Origin of the sequence: Adlercreutzia rubneri (assembly GCF_009755265.1) — a bacterium.
Taxonomy (GTDB): domain Bacteria; phylum Actinomycetota; class Coriobacteriia; order Coriobacteriales; family Eggerthellaceae; genus Adlercreutzia; species Adlercreutzia rubneri.
This window is the reverse complement of record NZ_WPOO01000037.1, coordinates 1-4,397: the sequence shown is the minus strand read 5'-3', so window position 1 is coordinate 4,397 and position 4,397 is coordinate 1. Positions and strand designations below refer to the sequence as shown.

Sequence of the window (4,397 nt, the reverse complement as noted above, 5' to 3'; positions counted from 1 at the left end):
GCTCGCGACATGGAATTCTAGGCTCGATGGGCGGCGGTACCAATTTATCTTACCCAGGGTACCAAGCCCGCTGACTGGCGGTACCAGATTCTGCTGATTGTTGGTACCGGAGAGGGTTACTACTCAGGCATCGCGGGCGGCCTCGCGGGGAGGCGCCTGAAGCTTTCGATCTGCGGCGGAATGGGTGGAAGCCAGATCTTCCAGCAAGATGCCAACGCTCAAACCGCACGGCACTGCCGACAACGAACTACCCGACAACTCCAACGCGAAACCGCAACGTTCCAAAGTATCCTTTGCGGGGAAAAGCCACAGATCCGGAAAGTAAGCGAGCCCCTACAGCTCGACCGAGAAGACCTCCGTCTGGTTGACCAGGTCCAGCTCAAGCTGCAGCGCAGCGATCTCGTCCGCGACGGCGCGGTAGTCCGCCTCTGCCTGGGCGACGTCGTAGTTCGCATACCGGTACTCGATGGGCCCGTTGCTGCTGCCGAAGTACCGGTTGCCCAGTCGCTCCTGGGGCTGCCGCGAGGCGAGCCCGTTCAGGCGCTCCTTGCGCCCCGACAGCTGCGCGAGCAGGATGAGGGCCTCATCGATGGTGATGCCCCGCTCGGGCAGAACCGTCTTCATGTTGAATCGGTGCAAGGCGTGACGAATGGCCCGCGCCTGCCCGTCGATCTGCGCGACCTTCTCGCGCACGGCCCCGTAGTCGTAGGCGGGAGGCTCGGCCGCCTCCCCTTCCGCGAGCACGTAGGTGCTCACCTCCTGCTCGGTCCGCAGGAGCCGATCTTTCTCATCCTGCAACCTCCGCAGGTACTTGTTGGCACTAGCCGATGTGAATTCCACACGACCACCTCTTTCTCGCGCCGATCATTCGATGGCGTACACCATACCAGGTGCCAACAGCAGCATTCAACAGTCCCACTAGTCCGATTTGCGATTGATACTTTTACACTCCTTGGGCAGCGCGTCATTTCGCTTACCACATCACGCCTCGAAGCTATTGCATTCTTCAGACGCATCACAGTGCCTGCTTGCGAACGCCCTGGAGTGCTCCGCTTCCATTGATCCATCCGAGCGCCCATCCTGCAAAAGTATTGTAGCTATTTGACGTTGAGTTTTACGTTAAATGATTCCAGCTTTCTCATAAATTGCTCAACATAATCTTCGGAAAGAAGGTGATTTACCGCATAGCCAGAAAAATCTATGCTGTGCACGTCGGTTCTTTCATCGTATTTTCCGGCTTCTTGCCCTTTCAAAGTGGCTGACAAAATCACTTGGTTTTGAAGCTCTTCGTACAAAGGCAATGCAAGGTCTTCTCTGCGCGTTGACAGTTCTTCAGCCCTGAATGAGTCAATCACTATGGGAAGCTGATGTTTAACATGCTTAGCTAACGAATAAACCCTTGCAAGATAGAATTCCGTTGCCTCACTTCCAGTATATGGCTTGTTGTTCGTAGTGAATAGATCATCATAGTCTTCGGTTTCTATCCCATCATTCACAACTTCCCTAAGATGGTTCATGGAAATGAGGACTTTCCGCATGAAATCGTTTCTGTCTTTTCGCAGCTCCGCATCTACGTTTTTTGAGAACTCTAATTTCTTGTCAATGTCTTCTATTTCATCAATAATCGCTGTCAGTTCACGATCCATTTCCTCAAGATTTCCATAGTCGTCTTTTACGGAAATTATATCTATCAGACTTATTTCTCTAGTTTCCGCAAGCGCATTAAAGCGTATCTGTAGTTCACGTATCTCTTTCTCAAGCCTCTCGACTTCCCCCACATAGTCATCAATCTTGTAATCTATCGTTCGCAATATTTCTTGCCTCATATCTTGTGTTGTTATATCAAAAGCAACGTTTGATTCTGGCATTGAATAGCCAATCGCTTTTGACCCACAATCGAGACAAACTATCGAACCGGTTTTTAGCTCTCTGTTCAATGACCCTAGTTCTCTGCGAAGTTGCTCGTTCTTCTTCATACGCACGTATGCATGGTTTCTTAGTTTCTGTCTTTCAGAGATATCGTTTTTTAACTTATCCAATTGTTCTACGAATCTACTGGTTTCTTCGCGGTCTGCGGTAGGACTTATCGCTGCAAGCGAAGTTCCACTCTCTCTTAAATCTCGAACCAATTTGGCAAGCTCTTTTCGCCTGGTTTTCAGCTTTCCTTTCCTATCTTTTAGTTCCCGTTCTGCTTGCGAATCTAGCTGCCGAGCATCCAATCCAACAATAGCAAACACCATTTCTTTAAAATCATCCTTTTTGTAGTAACTCCCGATTAAGCTGGAAGTATTTCTTGGAGTTTGGTTCACAAAGGATAATTGATTGAACAATGGCAATCCCACTCTTTGTAGCTTTCCGTCTTTGATTATTGAAGGCAAAGCACAAATGTTGTCGCTCCAGAACTCATCAAAATCTCGCTTGCTTTCTTCAAATACGAGCTCATCACGTTTTTTTATTGCAAATGTATCTCTACTCCTGAGTATCGATATTGCTTCTCCGTCAACATCCAAATCAATTATGAAAACGTACTCTTTCGGTTTGAAATTATGAGGAAACATGGCTTCCGAACCCATAGCGAACATGATTGATTGCATAACAATCGTTTTTCCAACATGGTTATCATCGCTATTTATGATGTTAATTCCATCAATAAAGTCGTCTAAAATATAGGCTTCAGCTTCATTCCCGAGGTAAATAGCTCTAACATTAATCATTTATATAGACCATCCTTTATAGTTGCGATGAAGTAGAGGCATGATCGCCTTTCTAAATGTGTGCACGCCTTACGAGTCTCAACTTTTAACTGATCGTATATTTCCTCAATATCTTTTTGATTACTATTGTCGATCGTTGTCACGACTTCATCCAAGAATGTCCAGAATGCTTCGCTGTTGTTTTTATCGAAGAATTGTCTGTAGATGGCATGTCGACAATCTTCTGTGATCGCATCTGGATCTTCTTCATCAGGTATTTGGTTTAAGTAATGAATAAAGCTTTTAGGCGTATCATCTCTAAGAAAGTCTCTATTCAGAATTCTTTGGATTACGAGCAATTCGATATCCCTGCGTTTTACCACACGCCCCAAATCAATAACCCTGTCTGGATGCGTTATCCTTTTTCCGGCTATACCTGCTCGGTTCTTAAGGGCTGATTGCTTGTCACGTATCTCAGTAAAGATTCTTTTAAGCTTCTTCGAATCCGGCATTATCGGGGCCGAAGTTCTTACTAAAGGTTTTATGTAATCCTCGCGATTTTCACGAAAGATAACAAAGTGAACCTTACTAAGAAAATCATTTATATTGTCTTCGCTAAGCAAATTATCATCAATGCCATTTTTTCGCTTCTTGCATTCTTCGATAAGGCTATCTTGGACTTTTTTCTGAGCCTTGGCTTCAATATCATGAAACCCAAACTCCACTAACTCAGGATTCTGCAGTACAGTTTTTGAAACGCCTCCAACAAACAGAGTCAAGCTATCAAAGAATTGCGAGAACTCGCTAAGATGATTCTCCAGAAGGGTTACAAGATATCTTCCCAGTTTTGCTGGAGAGATATTCTTTTCAGCCTTTGATTGTGCATCATGAAGCACAAAACAGGGATTGTCCATCCCTGTAACATCATTGAAGCAATCTACCGCAAATAACTCTATTCCATCTTCTGTAGCATCAAGCATATGCAATAAAGCTTTTGCCTCTGCTTCATTTCCGGAAGGCGTCCCTGTTTCTGTCGCTGTAAATACATATTCCATGCTTCATCTGCTGTTCTGCCCTAAGACTCAATTATTTCTCTTAACACCTCGGGCCATCTAGTTAGAACTTCATACCCGAAGATAATCTCGTCGACGCTTCCTTCATTCAGCATGTCTATCAACCTGCAGAAATACGATTTGCCTTGTTCCCACCAGGTTGAATATGAGTCAACAAACAAAATGTGCGTAGTCTTCCTTCCGGTTTGCTCTTCCGCATCGTTCAGTTCGTAACCATCCAAGCGCGTTTCGTATACGCCATCGGCAATCCTGCTGCCAAACGTCGTCGTATAGTAATACTCTTTGATTTCCCATACAGCCTCAGGATTTCGCGTTGATGGAAATGCTCCGTCCAAACGTCTAGAGGACACACTGACCAAATTATGATTGAGATCATAAAATTCAAGAAGACAGCGCGGGTCGTGATCGAATTCCAACCCGTAATCACTTAGGACATCAAAAGCGATGAGGTCGACGAGAGCGGTCAGAAAAGCTACATTCCTCTTCTCTCCTTTTTGCTTGTTCAGGGGGTGCGGACTCCAAGTTGGACACCCAGGTGTCCGGAAGGGAGTTCGAATGTACGACAAGAGGGCCAAGCAGGATGCGCTGGATCTGTGGTTCTCGATGCCCGGCGAGATGTCCGTGGATGACT

The 4,397-nt window shown here is 46.0% G+C and carries 4 protein-coding genes; all 4 read right to left on the bottom strand.

Annotated features, from left to right (window positions below):
• Positions 1-333 precede the first annotated feature (333 nt).
• Positions 334-840 (bottom strand): hypothetical protein, encoded by a 507-nt coding sequence (locus GO707_RS11700; protein ID WP_161128379.1) that lies wholly within the window; start codon positions 838-840, stop codon positions 334-336.
• A 257-nt stretch (positions 841-1,097) separates the two neighbouring features.
• Positions 1,098-2,714, bottom strand: a complete 1,617-nt coding sequence (locus GO707_RS11695; RefSeq protein ID WP_157013078.1) for a hypothetical protein — start codon at positions 2,712-2,714, stop codon at positions 1,098-1,100.
• Positions 2,711-3,748, bottom strand: coding sequence for a hypothetical protein (locus GO707_RS11690; protein ID WP_157013077.1), 1,038 nt, complete (start codon positions 3,746-3,748; stop codon positions 2,711-2,713). Before GO707_RS11690 ends, GO707_RS11695 begins: the two co-directional genes overlap by 4 nt.
• A 20-nt stretch (positions 3,749-3,768) precedes the next feature.
• Positions 3,769-4,397 (bottom strand): DUF7687 domain-containing protein (locus tag GO707_RS12090; RefSeq protein WP_198161101.1); only part of this gene is annotated, 629 nt, incomplete at its 5' end.